This window comes from Serratia sp. PL7, assembly GCF_945957435.1.
Genome location: NZ_CAMFLB010000001.1, coordinates 1062225 through 1083548, shown reverse-complemented (window position 1 = coordinate 1083548; position 21324 = coordinate 1062225). Strand labels below are relative to the sequence as shown.

The following is a 21324-nucleotide window of genomic DNA, read 5'->3' as shown; positions in this document are numbered from 1 at the left end:
GGAGTATCAGCAATGTCGTCAACACAACCCAACAACGTTGCCCAGCGCCCGGTGCGAGTGCTGGTCGTCGGCGCCGGTGCGCGCGGTGAAATCTACTCGCGCTATGCGCTGGCGCACCCCGATTTGATGCAGGTGGTGGCGGTGGCGGAACCGCGCGATGCCTACCGCGAGCCGTTCGTGGTGCAGCACGCCATCGCGCCGGAAAACGTCTTCACCGACTGGCGCCAGGCCGCCGACGCCGGCAAGCTGGCCGACGCGGTGCTGATCTGCACTCAGGATCAGATGCACCTAGAGCCGGCGCTGGCCTTCGCCCGTCAGGGCTACGCCATGCTGCTGGAAAAACCGCTGTCGCCGGACGCCGACGAGTGCCGGGCCATCGTCGCCGAGGTCGTGCGCCAAAAGCTGATCTTCTCAGTCGGCCACGTACTGCGCTATACCCGCTATACCCAAAAGCTCAAACAGCTGCTGCGCGATGGCGCGATCGGCGACATCGTCAGCCTGCAACACTTAGAACCGGTTGGCTACTGGCATCAGGCGCACTCCTTCGTGCGCGGCAACTGGCGCAACGATCAACAGGCCGCGTTTATGCTGTTGCAGAAATCCTGCCACGACATCGACTGGATCCGCTACGTGATGGAACAGCCCTGCGAACAGGTCAGCTCCTTCGGCAACCTGCACCACTTCCACCAGGAAAACCAACCGGCCGGCGCGGCGGACAACTGCCTGGATTGTGCGGTGGAGGCAGCCTGTCCCTATTCCGCCAAACGCATCTATCTGGGCGACGACCACAAGGCCACGCCCGGTTTTCTGCGGGTGCTGACGCCGGAACCCGACCAGACGACGCTGCGGGCGGCGCTGCGCGACGGGCCCTACGGCCGCTGCGTCTACCGCTGCGACAATAACGTGGTCGACCATCAGGTGGTCAACATGCAGTTCGCCGGCGGCCGCACTGCGTCGTTCACCATGACGGCCTTCACTCGCCACGAAGATCGCCACACCCGCATCTTCGGCAGCCGCGGCTGCCTGGAAGGCGACGGCCGCCATATCCGCATCACCTCGTTCCTCGACGACGGCGAAACGCATTACGACACCGACGCCGGCCAGGATCTGCACGCGATGGGTGGCCACGGCGGCGGCGACTACTACCTGATGCAGCACTTTATCGCGGCCATTCGCGCCAACGATCCGAGCCAGGTGCTGGCCGGCCCGGCCGAAGCGCTGGAGAGCCACCTGATGGTGTTCGCCGCCGAACGCGCACGCCGTGAAGCGGCGGTGATCGCCCTGAACGGAGCCTGAAGCATGGCCACGACAGAGATGCGTTACGGCTTCGACATCGGCGGCACCAAGATTGAAATGGCCGCTTACGATCGCCGGCTCAATCAGGTGCTGATCCAGCGGGTGCGCACCCCAACCAGAGATTACGGCGAATTCGTGGCCTGCATCGCCGGGCTGGTCGAGCAGGCGGATCGCGAACTGCATACGCGCGGCAGCATCGGCATCGGTTTACCGGGGATCACCGATCCCGTCAGCCGCCGCCAGCTGGCGGTCAACGTGCCCTGCCTGACCGGGCATTGCCTGGCGGATGATTTGACGCAGGCGCTGGCGCGGCCGATCGCCATCGAGAACGATTGCCGCTGCTTCGCGCTGTCGGAAGCCAGTACGCCGCAAACCGCACACCTGCCGCTGGTGTTCGGCGCCATCATCGGCACCGGTGCCGGCGGTGGCCTGGTGGTGAACCGGCAACTGCATAAGGGACGCAGCGGCGTGGCGGGTGAATGGGGCCATATGCCGATCTCGGCCCAGTTGGCGCAGCGTTACGATCTGCCGCTGTTCGGCTGCAACTGCGGGCTGACCGGCTGCTTTGAGCGCTACGTCTCCGGCAGCGGACTGCTAGCGTTGAGCCGCCATTTCGCCCATCCGGCCGCCGACGTGCCAGCGCTGGTCGCCAGCTATCGTGCCGGTGATGCGCTCGCGCATCGGCTGATGACGATTTACGTCGACATTCTGGCCAGCGCGCTGGCCGGCTTACAGCTGCTGCTGGATGTTGATGCCTTCGTGCTGGGCGGTGGCTTGTCCAACGTCGGCGAGCTTTACCGGCTGTTGCCGCCGGTGATGCGGCGCTGGCTGCTGCCGGGCGTGGAACCGGCGGCGGTGTTCCCGCCGGTGCACGGTGACAGCAGCGGCGTACGCGGCGCGGCGCTTTTACGCGCGCCGGCATAAAAAAACAGTGAAAGCCCGGCGGTTGTCGAGCGATCGTTGCGGCTTTCGGCCTCGACGGGCTGAATAATTAAATGCCGGGAATTGGCGACTGAAAAATAACGAATTTGCCGTTTTCACTTTGCGTTAACACCGCTTTCGGTTGGCATTAAACTAAAACCAAAATTAAATATAACCATCTGATAGATATAGGTATTTTAAAATTAATCGATTGCATTTCAGTGTTTCGTTTGCTGTAATTCGCGACGAACAACTGAAAGCGCTCCGGTCGGTATCGCTGCGGCTTATTAAGCCGCGGTCGGGCACGGCTACAGGTAAATCAGGAGTCTGCGTTAATGATCAATACCGCAAAACGCCGGGAATTAATTATCGACCAGCTGTGCCGCGAGGGCACAGTGCGCGTGGAGCAGCTCAGCCAGCAGTTTTCGGTGTCCAGCGTCACCATCCGCAGCGATCTGCGCCAGCTGGAAAAACACGGCTGCGCGGTGCGCGCCTACGGCGGCGCCATGTTGAACAAACAGTTCGCCTTCGACCGCCCATTGCAGGACAAGGGCCGCCTCAATCGCGACGTAAAACACGTCATCGCCTGCGCGGCCGCGGCGCTGATTGAAGACGGCGATGCCGTCATCCTCGACTCCGGCTCCACCACCAGCCAGATGGCGCCGCAGTTGGCGGGGAAAAAGGATCTGGTGGTGATGACCAACGCGCTCAACATCGCCTTCGAATTAGCCAGCAACGAGCAGATCGATCTGATGGTGGTCGGGGGCAGCGTGCGCCGCAAAGCCTGGTCGCTTTACGGCCCGGCCGCCGAACAGCAGCTGCGCCAATACCGGTTCGACAAGCTGTTTCTCGGCGTCGACGGTTTCGATCTCACGAGCGGCATCACCACGCCGGATCCGGGCGAAGCGCAGCTGAACCGCGTGATGTGCGAGGTGGCGCGTGAAGTGATCGCCATCGCCGACGCCAGCAAATTCGGCCGCACCAGTTTTTGCATGATCCGCGAAATCGGCCAGATCCACCGTCTGGTCACCGACAGCCGCATTCCGGCGCACTACCTGCAGGCGCTGCACCATTTAGGGATCGACGTGATTATCGCCGACCGTTAACCGAGGCTTTTTAAGGAGCTGTCATCATGAACGCGTATTTCTCTTACGAGGCGGATTGGCTGAAGCAGCGCAACGCCTGGCACACCGCCGCAGAAATTTGGCAACAGCCGGATCTGTGGGCAGCGCTGCACCGGCAGCTGCAGGATCAACAGGCGCAGTGGCAGCCGTTCCTGGCGCCGCTGCTGGCCAATCCGCGCCTGCAGATCGTCCTGTGCGGCGCCGGCAGTTCGGCATTTGCCGGCCGTGCCCTGGCGCCCTGGCTGCGCGAACGCACCGGCCGCGACGTGGTAGCCTACGGCACCACCGATATCGTCGCCAACCCGCTGCAGTATCTCGACCCTGATCGGCCGACGCTGCTGGTCTCTTTCGCCCGCTCGGGCAACAGCCCCGAAAGCGTGGCGACGGTGGAGCTGGCCGACCAGCTGCTGCCGGAAAGCTATCACCTGATGCTAGTGTGCAACCCGGACAGCCGGCTGGCGCAGTACGCGCATCGGCGTGACAACGTCTGTTCGTTGGTGATGCCGCAAGGTTCCAACGATCAGAGCTTCGCCATGACCTCCAGCTTCAGCTGCATGATGCTGAGCGCCGCGCTGCTGCTCGGCCCAACGTCGCTCGAGGCCGCCCAGGCACCGCTGAGCGCCATGGTGCAGCGCTGCCGCGCACTGCGCGAAACGCTGCAGCCGCAGGTGAAAGTGCTGGCCGCCAGCGGTTTCCGCCGCTACATCACCCTCGGCGGCAGCTGCTTTACCGGCCTCGCCGAAGAGGCCTCGCTCAAGATGCTGGAGCTGACCGCCGGCCGCATCGTTACGCGCTACGACTCGCCGCTCGGCCTGCGCCACGGCCCGAAATTCATGGTCGACGGCCAGACGTTGGTGGTGCTGATGTTCTCCCTCGACGACTACGCCCGCCAGTATGACCGCGATCTGTGGAACGAGCTGCAGCGCGACGGGCTGGCGATGCAGTTGGTCGGATTGACCGGCGAACGCCAACCCCTGTCCGACGCTCTGCTGAATATGCACGACGCGGCTGACGATATCTGGCTGCTGTTCCCGTATCTGCTGTTCACCCAGATGCTGGCCTTCGAGAGTTCACTGGCGCTGGGGCTGACCCCGGACAACCCGTGCCCGACCGGCGAGGTCAACCGGGTGGTGAAAGGCGTGACGATTTACCGTTTTCCCTCCCCTGAGTTGTAAGGAGATCCCATGTATCTGATAGCCAATCGAGAAATGCTGCTCAAGGCACAGCGCCAGGGTTACGCCGTTCCGGCGTTTAACGTCCACAATCTGGAAACCGTGCAGGTGGTGGCGGAGACCGCCGCCGAGCTGCGCTCACCGGTGATCATGGCCGGCACGCCCGGCACCTTCAGCTACGCCGGCACCGACTACCTGATCGGCATTTGCCAATCGGCCGCGCACCGCTACGATTTGCCGCTGGCGCTGCATCTGGATCATCACGAAGAGCTGGACGACATCGAGCACAAGGTGAAAAGCGGTATCCGCTCGGTGATGATCGACGGTTCCCATCTGCCGTTCGAGCAGAACATCGCCAAGGTGGCCGCCGCAGTGGCCCTGTGCCACCGCTATGGCGCCAGCGTGGAGGCGGAGCTGGGCCGCCTGGGCGGGCAGGAAGACGATCTGATCGTCGATACCGCGGACAGCTTCTATACCGACCCGATGGCGGCACGCGAGTTTGTCGCCGCCACCGGCATCGATTCGCTGGCGGTGGCGATCGGTTCCGCCCACGGCCTGTATCACGGCGAGCCGAAGCTGGACTTCGAGCGCCTGGCGCTGATCCGCGAACAGGTGGACGTGCCCCTGGTGCTGCACGGCGCCTCCGGCATTCCGGAAGCGATGGTCAAGCGCGCGATTTCGCTCGGCGTCTGCAAGGTCAACGTCGCTACCGAACTGAAAATCGCCTTCGCCGATGCGGTAAAAAGCTACTTTTCGCAGCACCCGGATGCTAACGATCCGCGCAAATACATCGTCCCCGGCAAGCTGGCGATGAAAGAAGTGGTAGCGGAAAAGATCCGCATCTGCGGCAGCAGCGGCATGCTGTAAGCCCGCTCTCGCCCCCGGTTCCTGCCGTTACACCACGGGGGCGAAAACATCCCGCCATTCCCCGCTTTCCTGAGAGAACGATCACAGCCTTTTACCCTGCCCGCACCGGAAACCATTAACCGGTCTTCACTATGATCCAAATCATGGTTTTGCTCACCCTACCTCCCTATTATCAAACCCATTGGATGAAGGCAGTAGGAATTTTGCCCATTCGTTTTTATTTCGCCACACGAAATAGCTTATTTAATGAAAACAAGCATGCTTGTTTTTAATTGGCAGCATTCTTTACTCTAAGAGGAACAGCGTATGAACCATTACTTAGCCGTATTAAGCACATTGGTCATTCTGCCCTTCGCTCTGCAAGCAAAACCGCTTTCCGGAAGCCAGGTCGCCTCCGGCGTCGTGCGCTTCACCGGCGCCATTACTACGCCAACCTGCGCCATCACACATCAGGATGAACAGCTTATCTCCAACTGTTTCGGCAAAGTGACGGAATATCAGAACGGGTATATTTCTTCTTCGTTAAAAGAGATGCCAAAAGAATTAGTCTCTGCCGTCACCAGTGAAATGGTGAATAACAATCCCTATTTAAAGCGTGTGACCATCAGCTATAAGTAACCCCAATGTGTCAATGCTTGATGAAATAATAAACAAGAAACAACTTGTCTTGATAACTTATAAATTTATTTTATAAATTCGTCGAACAATGACTCCCTGGCTTCCCCTGAGCCGCCTATTTGGGTAACCCTGCGGTTGCCCATCAACATGTCCGAAATCCGCCATCGTCTCCCTCCGTTTCATGCGATAATCCCCACACTAAACCGAGGAGTGATCCAGATGCAGACTTTTTTGATTGATCGTACCGCTACGCCGGTGGGTGAACTGGTGCTGATTGCCGATGAACAGGGGCGCCTGCGGGCGATTGACTGGACCGATCACGAAGCGCGCCTCATGAAGCTGCTGAATACCCACTACCGCGCCGATCGCTTCACCCTGCGCGAACAGCGCGATCCCAGCGGGCTGACCGACGCCATGCAGCGCTATTTCGCCGGTGAACTGAGCATTATCGATCGGTTGCCGGTGATGACTGCCGGCACCGAGTTCCAACGCACCGTGTGGCAACAGCTGCGCCAAATCCCCTGCGGCGAGATCCTGACCTACGGCCAACTGGCGCAACGCATCGGCCGTCCGACCGCCTCGCGCGCGGTCGGCATGGCCAACGGTTCAAATCCGATCAGCATCGTGGTGCCCTGCCACCGAGTGATCGGTTCGCAGGGCGCGCTGACCGGCTATGCCGGCGGCGTACAACGCAAGCAGTGGCTGCTGCAGCACGAAGGCTACCTGCCGAAAAATTTGCTGTAGCCACCTATCCAGCGCCATTGTTTGGCGCTGCTTAATAAAACACATTGCTCTACGCCGCGCGCGTGACCACTTGGGTACTATTAATAGCTTGTGTGAATAAAACGCATAAGTCACAAATAATACTCATAACTTCAGTCCCATACAGAATAATCGGCGGCATGTGTGCGCAAAATTCGCACACAATACCCCTATTCATGCTAATGCCACCCTTATCAGCTGCAGCAAAAGATGTTAAAATTGACTCATATCAATTATTGAATGAGCGTAATCTATGATCCCGGAAAAACGCGTGATTCGTCGTATCCAGTCTGGTGGTTGTGCGATCCATTGCCAGGACTGCAGCATCAGCCAGCTGTGCATTCCTTTCACCCTTAATGCTCACGAGCTGGACCAGCTCGACAACATTATCGAGAGGAAAAAGCCCATCCAGAAAGGCCAGACCCTGTTCAAGGCCGGCGACGAGCTGAAATCGCTGTACGCGATCCGTTCCGGGACCATCAAAAGCTACACCATCACCGAGCAAGGCGACGAGCAAATCACCGGTTTCCACCTGGCGGGTGACCTGGTGGGCTTCGATGCCATCGGCGGCCTGAAGCACCCGAGCTTCGCCCAGGCGCTGGAAACCTCGATGGTGTGCGAGATCCCGTTCGAGACCCTCGACGATCTGTCCGGCAAAATGCCCAACCTGCGTCAGCAGATCATGCGGCTGATGAGCGGCGAGATCAAAGGCGACCAGGACATGATCCTGCTGCTGTCGAAGAAAAATGCCGAAGAGCGCCTGGCGGCGTTCGTTTACAACCTGTCGCGTCGCTTCGCGGAACGTGGCTTCTCACCGCGCGAGTTCCGGTTGACCATGACCCGTGGCGACATCGGCAACTACCTCGGCCTGACGGTGGAAACCATCAGCCGCCTGCTGGGCCGCTTCCAGAAAAGCGAAATTCTCAGCGTGAAAGGCAAATACATCACCATCGAAAATGCCGACGCCCTGTCGGTGCTGGCCGGAACGCCACGTATCAACGTGACCGTCAACGCCTGATCCCCCTGCCGGATCAACATTTCCCCGAAATTGTTGATCCGGCACGCTTCTGTTGTTGTTCTGTTTTTCAATGTTGGGTTACTCTGTAAATTAACAGACTGTTGATTTCAGCTGTAAGGAGGCCCTATGGCGAAGTATCAGAATCTTCTGGTGGCTATTGACCCCAATCAGGACGATCAGCCGGCATTGCGCCGCGCCGTGTACCTGGTAAAACGGAACGGCGGGCGCATCAAAGCCTTCCTGCCCATTTACGACTTCTCTTACGAAATGACGACCCTGCTCTCCCCGGACGAAAGAACGGCGATGCGGCAAGGTGTGATCAGCCAACGCGCCGCCTGGATCAATGAACAGTGCCGCTTCTACCTCAACGACGGCGTGCCGATCGAAATCAAAGTGGTCTGGCATAACCGCCCCTTCGAAGCCATCATTCAGGAAGTGCTTTCTGGCCAACATGACCTGCTGCTGAAAATGGCGCACCAGCACGACCGGTTGGAGTCGGTGATCTTTACCCCCACCGACTGGCACCTGCTGCGCAAATGCCCTTGCCCGGTGTGGATGGTGAAAGACCAGCCCTGGCCGGAAGGCGGCAAAGCGCTGGTGGCGGTCAACCTGGCCAGCGAAGAACCCTATCACGACCCGCTCAATATCAAACTGGTGCAAGAAACCGTCGAACTGGCGCAAAACGTCAACCAGACCGAGGTTCACCTGGTCGGCGCCTATCCCGTCACGCCGATCAACATCGCCATCGAACTGCCCGACTTCGACCCGAGCGTCTACAACGACGCCATTCGCGGCCAGCACCTGATCGCCATGAAGGCGCTGCGGCAGAAATTCTGCATTAAGGAAGAGTTCACCCACGTAGAAAAAGGCCTGCCGGAAGAGGTGATCCCCGATCTGGCCGAACACCTGCAGGCCGGCGTGGTGGTGCTGGGCACCCTGGGCCGCACCGGCATTTCAGCCGCCTTTATCGGCAACACCGCGGAACATGTGATCGATCATCTGAAATGCGACCTGCTGGTGATTAAACCGGAAAACTTCAACTGCCCGATCGAAGCGGATGAAGACGACGAACACGACGACGAAGATTAAGCTTCGCGCATAAAAAACGGGCCGCTAAGCGGCCCGTTTTTCTTTGGTTGCCCAATTTTACTTCTGCAACGCCCGCAGAATCGCTTCCACGCTGTCTTTGGCGTCGCCAAACAGCATCTGAGTGTTCTCCTTGAAGAACAGCGGGTTTTGCACGCCGGCGTAGCCGGTGTTCATCGACCGTTTGAACGCGATCACGTTCTGCGCTTTCCACACTTCCAGTACCGGCATGCCAGCGATCGGGCTGCGCGGATCTTCCAGCGCCGCCGGGTTCACCGTGTCGTTGGCGCCGATCACCAGCACGGTGTCGGTATCCGGGAAATCTTCGTTGATTTCATCCATCTCCAGCACCACATCGTACGGCACCTTCGCCTCCGCCAGCAGCACGTTCATGTGGCCCGGCAAGCGCCCGGCGACCGGGTGAATACCGAAACGGACCTTCACGCCGCGCGCCCGCAGTTTCTCGGTGATTTCCGCCACCGGATATTGCGCCTGTGCCACCGCCATGCCGTAACCCGGGGTGATGATCACCGAGGTGGAGTTCTTCAACTGCTCGGCCACCTCTTCCGCCGTGGTTTCACGGTATTCGCCCATCTCTTCGGCATCGCCGGTGGATGAACCGTCACTGCCGAAACCGCCGGCGATCACGCTGATAAACGAACGGTTCATCGCCTTACACATGATGTAAGACAGGATAGCCCCCGAAGAGCCCACCAGCGCGCCGGTGACGATCAGCAGATCGTTGCTCAGCATGAAGCCCGCCGCGGCCGCGGCCCACCCTGAGTAAGAGTTGAGCATCGACACCACCACCGGCATGTCGGCGCCGCCGATCGAGGCAACCAGATGCCAGCCGAACGCCAGCGCGATCGCCGTCATCAGCAGCAGCGTCACCACCTGCCAGCCCACGCTGTCGGCGCGCACGAACGCCACCAGCAGCAAGAACGAGATCACCAGCGCCGCCAGGTTCAGCTTGTGGCGATTCGGCAGCATCAGCGGCTTGGAAGAGATGATGCCGCGCAGCTTACCGAAGGCGACGATCGACCCGGTGAAGGTCACCGCACCGATAAAGATGCCGAGGAACACTTCGGTCAGATGGATATTCGCCATCACCGGTTCCATCGGCGCGCCGTGATCCAGGTAGCTATTGAAACCGACCAGCACCGCGGCCAGGCCAACGAAGCTGTGCAGCACCGCCACCAGTTCCGGCATTTCGGTCATCTCGACCTTCTTCGCCAGATAGACGCCGATCGAACCGCCGATGATCATGGCGATGATGATCCAGCCGACGTTGCCGGAATCCGGCCCCAGAATGGTGGCGATCAGCGCGATCGCCATACCGGCGACGCCGAACAGGTTGCCCTGCTTCGACGTTTCATGACGCGACAGGCCCGCCAGGCTGAAAATAAACAAAATAGCGGCAACAATGTATGCAGCTGTAACCAATCCTCCAGACATTTGTTACCCCTTAGTTCTTGCGGAACATCTTCAGCATGCGCTGAGTGACGGTGAATCCACCAAAAATGTTGATGCTGGCGATCAGCACGGCGATAAAGGAGAGGAAACTCACCCAGCCGCCGTGGCCAATTTGCAGCAGCGCACCGACCACGATAATCCCTGATATCGCGTTGGTGACCGACATCAACGGAGTATGCAGCGCATGGCTGACGTTCCAGACCACGTAGTAACCGACCACGCAGGCCAGCGCGAACACGGTAAAGTGCGACAAGAACTCTTTCGGCGCCGCGTCCGCCAGCCAGCCGAACAGCAGGATCGCCAGGGCCATCAGGCCGTACTTCAGCCACGGCGAGGTCGGTTTGGCTTCGGGTTTGGCGACCGGTGCAGCGGCAGGTGCCGCTTTCGGCTGGGCGGAGACCTGGATTGGCGGCGCTGGCCAGGTGACTTCACCGCTGCGCACCACGGTAACGCCGCGGATCACCGTATCGTCGAAATCGATGTCGATCTCGCCGTTTTTCTCTTTCGATAGCAGCTTCAACAGGTTGACCAGGTTGGTGCCGTACAGCTGCGAAGATTGGGTCGGCAAGCGGCTCGGCAGGTCGGTATAGCCGATGATTTTCACGCCGTTGCCGGTCACGGTAATGGTGTCGGCCACGGTCAGTTCGCAGTTGCCGCCGGTTTGCGCCGCCAGATCGACGATCACGCTACCCGGCTTCATCGACGCCACCATCTCTTTGGTGATGAGCTTCGGCGCCGGTTTGCCTGGGATCAGCGCGGTGGTGACGATGATATCAACCTCCGCCGCCTGTGCGGCAAACAGCGCCATCTCGGCCTTGATAAAGGCTTCGGACATCACTTTGGCGTAACCGTCGCCGCTGCCCGCTTCCTCTTCAAAATCCAGCTCGAGGAATTCCGCGCCCATGCTCTGCACCTGCTCTTTCACTTCCGGGCGGGTGTCGAAGGCGCGCACGATGGCGCCGAGGCTGCCCGCAGCGCCGATCGCCGCCAGGCCGGCCACGCCGGCGCCGATGATCATCACCTTAGCCGGCGGCACTTTGCCGGCGGCGGTGATCTGGCCGGTGAAGAAGCGGCCGAACTCATGCGCCGCTTCGACGATCGCGCGGTAGCCGGCGATATTGGCCATCGAGCTCAGCGCATCCATCGACTGGGCGCGCGAGATGCGCGGCACCGAATCCATCGCCAGCGCGGTGACGTTGCGCGCCGCCAGCTTGGCCATCAGCTCGGGGTTTTGCGCCGGCCAGATAAAGCTGACCAGCGTGCTGCCTTCGCGCATCAAGGCGATCTCGTCGTCTTGCGGCGCGTTGACTTTCAGGATCAGATCCGACTGCCACACTTCGTTTTCGTCGACCAGCGCCGCACCGGCGGCTTCGTAGGCGACGTCGTCAAAACTGGCCAGTTTGCCCGCCCCGCGTTCAATCGCGACGGTAAAACCCAGCTTCAGCAGTTGTTCCACCGTTTTCGGCGTGGCTGCGACCCGGGCTTCATTGGCCAACCGCTCTCTTGGTACACCAATACGCATAATGTTCCCTTCTCACCTGTCTTGGATGATGTTTATTATTTTCCTGCCCATAGCACGACGCCACCGGCGAGCAAGGCGTTAACTTGCCCGCACTGATTTCAGACGCCAACTATAACCTACTGAAAATAAGGTCGATGATCCATAATTGCTTACGCATTCAGCTCTGTTTTTACATAAAAATGCCGCGCGTGATATGACAAATCGCAATTTACTGTGAAAAAATCCATACAGAACAGCACATTCTGCGTGACAAGAGGTTTACGCCCGGCGTAACGATTGATGGCCACACGCGGCGAAAAAGCATAAAAGTTATCATTTTGTGAATAATTAACATTAATGACACCAAAGCCTTTATTATGGAAACTTATGATGATGGCGCCATCCGTGCGGCCCGCGTCACCGTAAGCGATTTGTCGCACGGGATAACATAAAATGCTGAGACAGTTTTCAGAATTACATGTAATAATCGACGGCTGAATTACACTTAAACAGTTCAGTACGTTATAAACGTTAATGCGCTAGGCGAAAGGATTTTTTATGAAGCTGAAGACCACGATCATCGCGTCAGCCTTGTTATCACTCACCGCGCTGTCTGCTCATGCGGCGCAAGAGTTAACTCCTGAGAAAGCAGCGGCGCTGAAGCCGTTTGATCGCATCACGATTACCGGCCGCTTCAATGCCATCAATGAAGCCGTCGACGCCGTATCCCGCCGTGCAGACAAACTGGGTGCCGATTCCTTCTATATCCAGGACAGCAACAACAGCAACAACGGCGGCAACTGGCGCGTCACCGCAGACCTTTATCATAAAGATGCGCCAGAAGTGAGCAAAACACCAAAATACCGCGTATTTAACGGCGTGAATGAACTGCCTAAAGAGGAAGCCTACCTGCTGGAGCCTTACGATACCGTGAGCGTCAGCGGTTTCTACCGCAGCCAGCCGGACATCAACGACGCCATCTCCAAAGAAGCGCAGAAAAAAGGCGCCGCCTCGTTCTTCATCGTGCGCCAGGTTGACGCCAACTCCGGCGGCAACCAGTTCGTCACCGCGTACATCTATAAGGCCGATGCGCCGAAACGCCGCGTGCAGAGCCCGGACGCTATCCCGGCTGATTCTGACGCCGGCCGCGCCGCACTGGCCGCCGGTGGTGCCGCAGCCGCGAAAGTCGAAATCCCTGGCGTCGCGTCTTCCGGTTCGCCAAGCCGCGAAGTGGGCCGTTTCTTCGAAACGCAGTCCTCTACCGGCCAGCGCTATACCGTCACGCTGCCTAACGGCACCAAGATCCAGGAAGTGAACAACGTGACCGCCGCGCAGATGGTGCCGTTCGATTCCGTCACCTTCACCGGCCACTTCAACAGCATGACCGACGTGTCCACCGAAGTGGCGAAACGCGCGGCCGAGAAAGGCGCCAAGTACTATCACGTCACTCGCCAATGGCAGAACAAGAGCGGCGGCAACCTGACCGTCAGCGCCGATCTGTTCAAATAAAACCCGCTTTTCGGTTTACCATCGGGCAGCCCTTGAGCTGCCCGTTTTTATTGCCGTTCTTTTCGCCGCTCGTTGAATAGTTTTTTGTAAATTCCGCATATTCAATCATTGCATCTCTAATCATCCCTCCGTAGAATTTGCGCCAATTTTTAGGGCTATTGTCTATTCGCGCAGTGGTTGTTAACACATTGTTGCCGCCAAGCAGTTCCCTTCCAGTTGTTTATTCTGCGTTCAGGATCCGTCATTGGAAAAAAAACTCGGTCTTACCGCGCTAACCGCTTTGGTGCTCAGCTCGATGCTGGGCGCCGGCGTGTTCAGTCTGCCGCAAAACATGGCGCAGGTCGCCAGCCCCGCCGCGTTGCTGCTGGGTTGGGGGATCACCGGCGTCGGCATTCTGTTTTTGGCGTTCGCCATGCTGTTGCTTACGCGTCTGCGCCCGGATCTGGACGGCGGCATCTTCACCTACGCCAAAGAAGGATTCGGCGAGCTGATGGGCTTCTGCTCCGCCTGGGGTTACTGGCTGTGCGCCGTGATCGCCAACGTCTCGTATCTGGTGATCGTGTTTGCGGCGCTGAGTATTTTCACCGATCGCGGCGGCAACGTGATTCTCGGTGACGGCAATACCTGGCAGGCGCTGATCGCCGAATCCGCCCTGCTGTGGATCGTGCACGCGTTGGTACTGCGCGGCGTGCAAACTGCCGCCAGCATTAACTTGGCGGCCACCCTCGCCAAGCTGCTGCCATTGGGGATGTTCGCCGTTTTGGCGGCGATCGCCTTCAAAATGGACGTGTTCACGCTGGATTTCAAAGGTGTCGCCCTCGGCAAGCCGGTGTGGGAACAGGTCAAGGATACCATGCTGATCACCCTGTGGGTGTTTATCGGCGTGGAAGGCGCCGTGGTGGTTTCTGCTCGCGCCCGCAATAAGAAAGACGTGGGCCGCGCCACCATGCTGGCAGTGCTGTCGGCGCTGGCGGTGTACCTGATGGTCACCTTGCTGTCGCTGGGCGTGGTGCCACGCAGCGAACTGGCCGACATGCGCAATCCGTCGATGGCGGTGCTGATGGTGGAACTGATTGGCCCGTGGGGAGACGTGATCATCGCCGCTGGACTTATCATCTCCGTGTGCGGCGCCTACCTCAGCTGGACCATCATGGCGGCGGAAGTGCCGCTGCTGGCCGCACAGCACGGCGCGTTTCCGCGCGTGTTCGGCAAGCAGAACCGCCATCACGCCCCAGCGTCTTCGCTGTGGCTGACCAACATCGCGGTACAGCTGGCGCTGGTGCTGATCTGGCTGACCGGTAGCAACTACAACTCGCTGTTGACCATCGCGTCGGAAATGATCCTGGTGCCTTACTTCTTGGTCGGCGCATTTCTGTTTAAGGTGGCTTACCGCCGCCGCGACAAACGCCTGATCTTCGCCGCCACCGGCGCCTGCGTCTATGGTTTGTGGCTGCTGTACGCTTCCGGTCTGATGCACCTGCTGATGTCGGTGCTGCTGTATGCGCCGGGCCTGTTGGTGTTCATGTACGCCCGTCGCGGCCATCAGGATATCAATCTGCTGAATCGCCTGGAAAAAGGCAGTATCTTACTGCTGCTGGTGGCCACGCTGCCCGCCGGCTGGTTTATGCTGCACTAAAGTGCCCCGTCAATGCGGCTGCCCGTCAGCCGCATTTTGCTTCCTCTTTTCCCCTGCTACCACGCTTACCCTCCCTTTGCACAGTCAGCCATGCGCCACGCTTGCGATCTCAAATGCAATTAATTATCATTATCATTTATTGATTAATGGTAAGACGCGAGTGCCCCTGGCGAGAGGCGTCAGGCGGCGGATGAAGACAGGCTAAAATGGAAGGCATTTCATGGCTGAGAAACTGCTGCACGCATTACCTTTGTTTGCCGCCTGGGAGGCGCTGATCGCCGAGGGCAACACGGCGTTTAATCAGCGGCACGATCGCCAGGCGATGACCAGCTATCAACAGGCGCTGGAGGGGGCTCAGGCGATCATCGCCGAGAAGCCTTGGCTGAATGCGGACTATACCGCCAGATTTGAAGCGCTGAATATTTTCGAGTCTGCCCTTGCCGCGCTGATCGTCACGTTCAACAACATCACCCATCTGCGCCTGCGGCAGAAGCCTCTGCGCGGCGTCGAGCTGCATGTTCATCAGGCCCGAGTCGCTATCGAGCAACTCTTAGCCGATTCGTCGCTGTGCGAACAGATGCAGCAGATCGCTGAGCGGCACCTGCTGCGCTTCAGGATTGAAACCCTGCACTTACTGCGCGAGCACCGTCTGCCGGAAACCAGCATCTGCGCGCCCGCTACCCACCATTCCGCCACCGTGCATTAACAGTGACACATCAACCTGAGGGGTAATCTGCCCATGAATGAATTGAATGACGAGATGAAGAAGATGCTGGCTAAACAGCTGCCAGTGCAGGCAACCAGCAGCCCGAGCGGCGTGCCCGATATCGGCCCCAAGCGTTCTCTGCGCCTCTATGATGACCGTACACTGATTTACAACGAAAATACCGGTGGCCAAACGCTGCAAAACATCAAGGAAGGCTCGAAAATGGCCGTTGTGGTCATCGACCGCGAGGCACTGGACGGCTACCGCTTCGTTGGTACACCCGAACTGTTTCTGACGGGCAAACCGTTTGACGAGGCGCTGGCATTTGCAGAAAAAAACGGGATGAATCCGCCGAAATACGCGGTGTTAATACATATAGACAGTATTTACACCCTGCGTTCCGGTCCCAATGCCGGGACCCGACTTTAGACAGCACGCGTCACGCGGCGTGAGATTTCACGTTCATGGTTAGGCGATCGCAGCAGGTCAATTGCCTAACCATGAACGGGCGGCCGGGTTGATTCCCGGTCAGCTTTTAGGGGGAATGGTGACGGTCATACGCTCACCCACCAGGGCGATCGCAATGCCTTCCGCGCACTCTTTTTGAATGGCCGCCAGCTGTTGCGCCTCCAGCGCATAGGGCAGCTGAATATCAAATACCGTCAGGCCCTGCTGCTGCGCCAGGTCAATCAGGCGCACGATATTGGTTTCATCGCTAACCTGCGTTGACACCACCTGCAGCGCCAGCTCTTTCAACTGCTCTTTGCGCGTTTGTGACGTGGTCACGCGCGATTTCAACACCATGCCGAAGATCGGCATCACACCATAAATAGCATCAACAAAGCGCCAGTGCTTCCTGCACGATGCGGACAGAAAATCCATGTAGTCAAAACAGATTTTCTCACTGCGCGCGATGGATGCAAGGTGATTGCTGTTCATCCCCTCATTCCTCTCATGGCCAGTGTTAACCCGTGGTCTTTCAAGCCGCCGCCGGACGGCAACCTGAAATGCATTGGGGATCTTACATCCAGAAATGGATAATCATGCGAAGCTTTAACGACTTTCCGCCGTATGATGGCATAATTCCCCTATTGTTTGCCAGTCTGTCCAGGAGCTTTAATCAATGGAACACCCCAACTCTGCCCCGGTGCTGATTACCGGCGGCGCGCGGCGCATAGGGCTGGCGCTCGCCAGAGCGTTTCTCCAGCGCGGCGTTCCGGTCATTATCGCCTATCGCAGCGAATATCCGGCGATGGCCGAGTTGCAGGCCTTGGGCGCCCGCTGCATTCAGGGCGACTTTGCCACACATGAAGGTATCTACCGTTTCGCCGACCAGGTGCGGCAAGTGGCGCCCAAGCTGCGCGCGATGATCCACAACGCCAGCGCCTGGCAGGCCGAGTCACCGGAGGTGCCGCCGGAACAGCTAATGGCAGCAATGCTGCAAATTCACGTTTACACGCCCTATTTGCTCAACCAGCTGCTCGAATCCTGTCTGACCGGCCAGGGCCAGGCTGGCGCCGACATTATCCATCTCACCGACTACGTGGTGGAAAAAGGCAGCGACAAGCATATCGCCTACGCCGCCAGCAAGGCTGCGCTGGACAATATGACTCGTTCGTTTGCCCGCAAGCTGGCGCCGGAGGTCAAGGTCAACGCCATCGCGCCGGCGCTGATCATCTTCAATCCGGGCGACGACGAAGCCTATCGCCAGCAGGCGCTGGCGAAATCGCTGATGAAGGTCGCGCCCGGCGAAAGTGAAGTGGTCAATCTGGTGAACTACCTGCTGGAAAGCCGCTACGTGACCGGCCGCACCCACGGCGTCGACGGTGGTCGGCCGCTGCGCTGACGCCAAGATCCGCATGGCGCAACGTCGCGGGCCGCGCTATGCTCAAATCCGCTTTTTATATTAAAACACGGGCATATGCATAAAATTGTTTTTGTGGAAGACGATCCTGAAGTCGGCAAACTGATCGCCGCCTATCTGGGCAAACATGACATCGAGGTGCTGATCGAACCGCGTGGCGACAGCGCGCAGGCGCGCATCGAGCGCGAGCAACCCGATTTGGTGCTGCTGGACATCATGCTGCCCGGCAAAGACGGCATGACGCTGTGCCGCGATCTGCGCCCTACCTTCCCCGGCCCGATCGTGCTGCTCACTTCGCTCGACAGCGACATGAACCATATCCTGTCGCTGGAGATGGGCGCCAACGACTATATCCTGAAAACCACGCCACCGGCGGTGTTGCTGGCGCGCCTGCGTTTGCACCTGCGCCAACACAGCCAACAGCCGAAAGAAGAGTCGGTTCAGCCGCTCACCCAGCATAACGCGCTGCATTTCGGGCTGCTGTGCATCGATCCGGTCAACCGTCAGGTTACGCTGGGCGAAGAAACCATCACCCTGTCCACCTCGGATTTCGATCTGCTGTGGGAGCTGGCGACCCACGCCGGGCAGATCATGGATCGCGAGGCGTTGTTGCAAAACCTGCGCGGCGTGAGCTACGACGGTATGGATCGCAGCATCGACGTGGCGATCTCCCGCCTGCGTCGTAAGCTGTACGACAATGCGCTGGAGCCGTTCCGCATCAAAACCGTGCGCAACAAAGGCTATCTGTTCGCCCCTAACGCCTGGGCATCGGTGCAACAATGAGAAAACTTTTCGTCCAGTTCTTCCTGCTACTGTTCGTCTGTTTTCTGGTGATGGCGATGCTGGTCGGCCTGGTGTACAAGGTGACCGCCGAGCGCGCAGGCCGCCAGTCGATGGACGATTTGATGAAAAGCTCGCTGTACCTGATGCGCAGCGAGCTGCGCGAAATCCCGCTGAAGGACTGGAACAAGACTATCGCCACGCTGGATCTCAATCTGTCGTTCAAGCTGCATATCGAACCGCTCGGCAAACAGGAACTGAGCGAGGATCTGAAAAAGCGGCTGCGGCTGGGTGAAATCATCGCCCTCGACGATCAGTACACCTTTATGCAGCGCATTCCGCGCAGCCACTATGTGTTGGTGGTCGGCCCCATTCCTTATCTGTTCTATCTGCACCAGATGCGCCTGCTGGATCTGGTGTTGCTGGTGTTTATCGGCATGTCGCTGGCGCTGCCGGTGTTTCTGTGGATGCGGCCGCACTGGCAAGACCTGCTCAAACTGGAAAACGCCGCCCAGCGGCTCGGTGCCGGGCATCTGGATGAACGCACCCACTTCGATCCCACTTCCAGCCTAAGCCGGCTCGGCGTGGCGTTCAACCAGATGGCCGACAGCGTCAACACCCTGATCGCCAGCAAGAAACAGCTGATCGACGGCATCGCGCACGAGCTGCGCACGCCGCTGGTGCGCCTGCGCTATCGGCTCGAGATGAGCGATAACCTGTCCGAAGGCGAACAGCAGGCGCTGAACCGCGATATCGGCCAGTTGGAGTCGCTGATCGACGAGCTGCTGACCTATGCCCGCCTGGACCGGCCGCAGGTTGCGCTAAACATTGAACCCATCGATCTGCCAAAGTGGCTGGAGGACAAGGTCGACGATATCCGTCTTATTCATCAGGAACGCGACATCCAGCTCGATATCCCGCACGTCGGCGACTTCGGCGGCGTCGATCTGCGCCTGATGGAACGCGTGCTCGATAACCTGGTCAATAACGCGCTGCGCTATTCCGAGCAGCGTCTGCGCGTGGGTCTGTGGTTCGACGGCGACCTCGCCTGTTTGCAGGTCGAAGATGACGGGCCGGGTATCCCGCCGGAAGAGCGCGAGCGGGTATTCGAGCCTTTCGTTCGCCTCGATCCCAGCCGCGATCGCGCCACCGGCGGCTGCGGACTGGGGCTGGCCATCGTCCATTCCATCGCCGTCGCCTACCAGGGACAGGTGTTCGTCGAGAGCAGTTCGCTCGGCGGCGCCAGTTTCCGTTTCTGTTGGCCGGTGAAGCCGACATTCAGTTTAAAAGCCGATCTGGCGTAATACCGCCGGACCCTTCTCATTGGAGTCGAATAATAATGACATCTGCACATTCCAACACGTCTGCTTACGATCACCTGCGCGCGCTTTTTAGCCGTCTGTCGCGTTTCGGCCACCTGTCCGCCATCGCCGGTTGGGACATGCAAACCATGATGCCGCCGGGCGGCAGCAAAGCGCGCTCCGAAGCGCTGGCCGAGCTGAGCGTGCTGCAGCACCAGCTTTTAACAGCGGAAAGCACCGGCGCGCTGTTGGATCGCGCGCAGCAAGAGACGCTGGACGAGATCGACCGCGCCAACCTGCGCGAAATGCGCCGCCAGTATGAAGACGCGGTGCTGCTACCGGCGTCGCTGGTCGAAGCCAAATCGCTCGCCGGCGCGCGCTGCGAACACGCCTGGCGCGCCCAGCGCCCGGCCAACGACTGGGACGGCTTCGCCGAGAACCTGCGCGAAGTGGTCAAACTCAGCCGGGAAGAGGCGCAGATCCGTGCGCAGGCGGCCGGCACCAGCCGTTACGACGCCCTGCTCAATCTGTATGAACCGGGCATGCGCAGCAGCGATCTCGACCGCATCTTCGGCGATCTGAAAACCTGGCTGCCGGATCTGCTGCAGCGCGTGGTGGCCAAACAGGCTAATGAACCCTGCCAGGCGCCACAAGGTCCGTTCAATGTGGACACCCAGCGCCAGCTGAGCCTGAGCGTCATGAAACTGCTCGGTTTCAACTTCGACAACGGCCGTGTCGACGTCAGCGCCCACCCGTTCTGCGGCGGCGTGCCGGAAGATGTACGCATCACCACGCGCTACAACGAAAAAGAGTTCTTGACCGCGCTGCTCGGTATCGTGCACGAAACCGGCCACGCCCGTTACGAACAGAACCTGCCGCGCGATCTGCTCGGCCAGCCGGTCGCCCTGGCCCGCTCTACCGCCATCCACGAATCGCAGAGCCTGCTGTTCGAAATGCAGCTGGCGCGCGGCAATGAATTCCTGAAAATCTTGCGTCCGCTGGTCACCGCGCAATTTGGCGAACAGCCGGCGCTGGAAGAAGCCAACTTCATTCGCCTCAACCAGCGCGTTAAACCGGGCCTGATCCGCGTCGACGCCGACGAGGTGAGCTATCCTGCCCACGTCATCCTGCGCTACGAAATTGAAAAAGCGCTGATCGAAGGCGAGGTCGAAGTGGAAGACATTCCGGCATTGTGGAATGAAAAGATGCACGCTTACCTCGGCCTCGACACCATCGGCAACTATCGCAACGGCTGCATGCAGGATATCCACTGGACAGACGGCGCGTTCGGCTACTTCCCGACTTACACCCTCGGCGCGATGTACGCCGCGCAGCTGTTCCACAGCGTGCGCCAGGCCCTACCTTCGCTGAGCGAGGATATCGCCGCCGGCAATCTGCAGCCGCTGTTCCACTGGCTGCAGCACAACATCTGGCGCCACGGTAGCCGCTTCCCGACCGAGACGCTGATCGCCAACGCGACCGGCGAAGCGCTCAACCCACGCTACTTCCGTCAGCATTTGGAAAACCGCTACCTGTAATCTCTCCTGGCGCGGCCCTGCCGCGCCCTTTTTTCCTCTGGTTGACCTGACACTGTTCCATAGTGCACTTTCCTGCGGGTAACGCCTTGGCTACAGAGTGGCGGGTGGCCACCCACCATTAGTATGTTGTAACTAAAAAAGCAAAAATACCG

20 protein-coding genes are annotated in these 21324 nt (G+C 59.2%); 17 read left to right on the top strand and 3 right to left on the bottom strand.

Annotated elements, in window-relative coordinates; all coding sequences use genetic code 11:
- Positions 1-12: 12 nt before the first annotated feature.
- The 9 genes from N6G83_RS05135 to uspE all read left to right on the top strand — a co-directional run bounded on the left by N6G83_RS05135 (position 13) and on the right by uspE (position 8867).
- Positions 13-1296: a Gfo/Idh/MocA family protein gene (locus tag N6G83_RS05135; protein WP_025302957.1), complete on the top strand. Its 1284-nt coding sequence runs from the start codon at positions 13-15 to the stop codon at positions 1294-1296.
- Positions 1297-1314: 18 nt separating this feature from the next.
- Entirely contained in the window at positions 1315-2220 is a 906-nt protein-coding gene (locus N6G83_RS05130; protein ID WP_025302958.1) for an ROK family protein, read from the top strand.
- 332 nt (positions 2221-2552) lie between these two features.
- The gene (agaR, locus tag N6G83_RS05125; RefSeq protein WP_025302959.1) at positions 2553-3323 is read left to right on the top strand and encodes a transcriptional repressor AgaR; all 771 of its coding nucleotides are present in this window, start codon (positions 2553-2555) and stop codon (positions 3321-3323) included.
- A 26-nt stretch (positions 3324-3349) separates the two neighbouring features.
- On the top strand, positions 3350-4516 hold the full coding sequence (locus tag N6G83_RS05120) for an SIS domain-containing protein (protein ID WP_025302960.1): 1167 nt from the start codon (positions 3350-3352) through the stop codon (positions 4514-4516).
- Positions 4517-4525: 9 nt separating this feature from the next.
- Positions 4526-5380, top strand: a complete 855-nt coding sequence (locus N6G83_RS05115) for a tagatose bisphosphate family class II aldolase (RefSeq protein ID WP_025302961.1) — start codon at positions 4526-4528, stop codon at positions 5378-5380.
- Between the two features lie 306 nt (positions 5381-5686).
- Entirely contained in the window at positions 5687-5998 is a 312-nt protein-coding gene (locus N6G83_RS05110; RefSeq protein WP_025302962.1) for a hypothetical protein, read from the top strand.
- 219 nt (positions 5999-6217) lie between these two features.
- Positions 6218-6742 (top strand): methylated-DNA--[protein]-cysteine S-methyltransferase, encoded by a 525-nt coding sequence (gene ogt, locus N6G83_RS05105; protein ID WP_025302963.1) that lies wholly within the window; start codon positions 6218-6220, stop codon positions 6740-6742.
- 271 nt (positions 6743-7013) lie between these two features.
- Positions 7014-7778: an FNR family transcription factor gene (locus N6G83_RS05100; RefSeq protein ID WP_004938278.1), complete on the top strand. Its 765-nt coding sequence runs from the start codon at positions 7014-7016 to the stop codon at positions 7776-7778.
- A gap of 126 nt (positions 7779-7904) precedes the next feature.
- The gene (gene uspE, locus N6G83_RS05095) at positions 7905-8867 is read left to right on the top strand and encodes a universal stress protein UspE (protein ID WP_004938281.1); all 963 of its coding nucleotides are present in this window, start codon (positions 7905-7907) and stop codon (positions 8865-8867) included.
- Between the two features lie 57 nt (positions 8868-8924).
- On the opposite strand, the gene pntB is transcribed toward uspE, so the two are convergent.
- Complete coding sequence (pntB, locus tag N6G83_RS05090) at positions 8925-10319, bottom strand: Re/Si-specific NAD(P)(+) transhydrogenase subunit beta (protein WP_025302964.1); 1395 nt, start codon at positions 10317-10319, stop codon at positions 8925-8927.
- Between the two features lie 10 nt (positions 10320-10329).
- Positions 10330-11859 carry a Re/Si-specific NAD(P)(+) transhydrogenase subunit alpha gene (gene pntA / locus N6G83_RS05085; RefSeq protein ID WP_089195928.1) on the bottom strand — a complete coding sequence of 510 codons (1530 nt, stop codon included), beginning with the start codon at positions 11857-11859 and terminating at the stop codon, positions 10330-10332.
- Positions 11860-12396: 537 nt separating this feature from the next.
- Between pntA and ydgH the strand changes: the two genes are divergently transcribed.
- The 4 genes from ydgH to N6G83_RS05065 all read left to right on the top strand — a co-directional run bounded on the left by ydgH (position 12397) and on the right by N6G83_RS05065 (position 16118).
- Entirely contained in the window at positions 12397-13347 is a 951-nt protein-coding gene (gene ydgH, locus N6G83_RS05080; protein WP_025302966.1) for a DUF1471 family protein YdgH, read from the top strand.
- 244 nt (positions 13348-13591) lie between these two features.
- Complete coding sequence (locus tag N6G83_RS05075; protein ID WP_049207475.1) at positions 13592-14983, top strand: amino acid permease; 1392 nt, start codon at positions 13592-13594, stop codon at positions 14981-14983.
- 220 nt (positions 14984-15203) lie between these two features.
- Entirely contained in the window at positions 15204-15689 is a 486-nt protein-coding gene (locus N6G83_RS05070; RefSeq protein ID WP_043143614.1) for a hypothetical protein, read from the top strand.
- A 33-nt stretch (positions 15690-15722) separates the two neighbouring features.
- Complete coding sequence (locus N6G83_RS05065) at positions 15723-16118, top strand: pyridoxamine 5'-phosphate oxidase family protein (protein ID WP_025302969.1); 396 nt, start codon at positions 15723-15725, stop codon at positions 16116-16118.
- A gap of 99 nt (positions 16119-16217) precedes the next feature.
- On the opposite strand, the gene N6G83_RS05060 is transcribed toward N6G83_RS05065, so the two are convergent.
- Complete coding sequence (locus N6G83_RS05060) at positions 16218-16628, bottom strand: hypothetical protein (protein ID WP_025302970.1); 411 nt, start codon at positions 16626-16628, stop codon at positions 16218-16220.
- A gap of 184 nt (positions 16629-16812) precedes the next feature.
- Between N6G83_RS05060 and folM the strand changes: the two genes are divergently transcribed.
- The 4 genes from folM (at position 16813) to N6G83_RS05040 (ending at position 21172) form a co-directional block, all read left to right on the top strand.
- Entirely contained in the window at positions 16813-17535 is a 723-nt protein-coding gene (gene folM, locus N6G83_RS05055) for a dihydromonapterin reductase (protein ID WP_260514807.1), read from the top strand.
- Positions 17536-17610: 75 nt separating this feature from the next.
- The gene (gene rstA, locus N6G83_RS05050; protein WP_004938307.1) at positions 17611-18336 is read left to right on the top strand and encodes a two-component system response regulator RstA; all 726 of its coding nucleotides are present in this window, start codon (positions 17611-17613) and stop codon (positions 18334-18336) included.
- The gene (gene rstB, locus N6G83_RS05045) at positions 18333-19637 is read left to right on the top strand and encodes a two-component system sensor histidine kinase RstB (RefSeq protein ID WP_025302972.1); all 1305 of its coding nucleotides are present in this window, start codon (positions 18333-18335) and stop codon (positions 19635-19637) included. Before rstA ends, rstB begins: the two co-directional genes overlap by 4 nt.
- A 35-nt stretch (positions 19638-19672) precedes the next feature.
- Positions 19673-21172 carry a carboxypeptidase M32 gene (locus N6G83_RS05040; RefSeq protein WP_025302973.1) on the top strand — a complete coding sequence of 500 codons (1500 nt, stop codon included), beginning with the start codon at positions 19673-19675 and terminating at the stop codon, positions 21170-21172.
- Positions 21173-21324 lie beyond the last annotated feature (152 nt).